The following is a 450-nucleotide window of genomic DNA, read 5'->3' as shown; positions in this document are numbered from 1 at the left end:
CACCTGCAGCACGCGCGCGCCCTCCAGCCCGCACGCCTCGGTGAACCAGCGCAGCGAGGCGTCGTCGCCCAGGGTGGCCGACGTGAAGATCCAGGCACGCGGGCGTCCAGGCGGACCGGAGTCGGCATGCGGGGCGCCGTCGCGCCCCTCCAGCCCTTCCAGTCCGCCGGTCCCGGCGGGGCCCTGCGGCCAGAGCGGCTGCGCCAGGGGCGGCACGGGCGGCTCGTCGGCCTGCGCAGCGGCGACCGCTGCGGCGGGTTCGTCGCTCCAGGGCAGGTCCGGGTCGGCGCCGGCATCCTCCGGGACCGCCGGCGGGCCACTGCCGCCCGCTTCGTCGGCGGCGGCGGCAGCAGCAGCAGCGGCACTCTCGGGGAACCAGAGGCCGCGCAGCGGGACGGCGATGTCCAGCGGCGCCTGCGCGGCGCGCACATGGTGCGTGCCGATCTCCAC

The 450-nt window shown here is 78.4% G+C and carries 1 pseudogene; it reads right to left on the bottom strand.

The annotated features are described in order from the left end of the window. A pseudogene (locus tag AC066S_RS39385) lies at window positions 1-450 on the bottom strand (hypothetical protein); the annotation flags it as partial.

The sequence above is a fragment of the Bradyrhizobium sp. CFUWI genome (genome assembly GCF_056429085.1).
The sequence above is the reverse complement of the archived record's forward strand: the minus strand, read 5'-3'. Positions and strand labels throughout refer to the sequence as shown.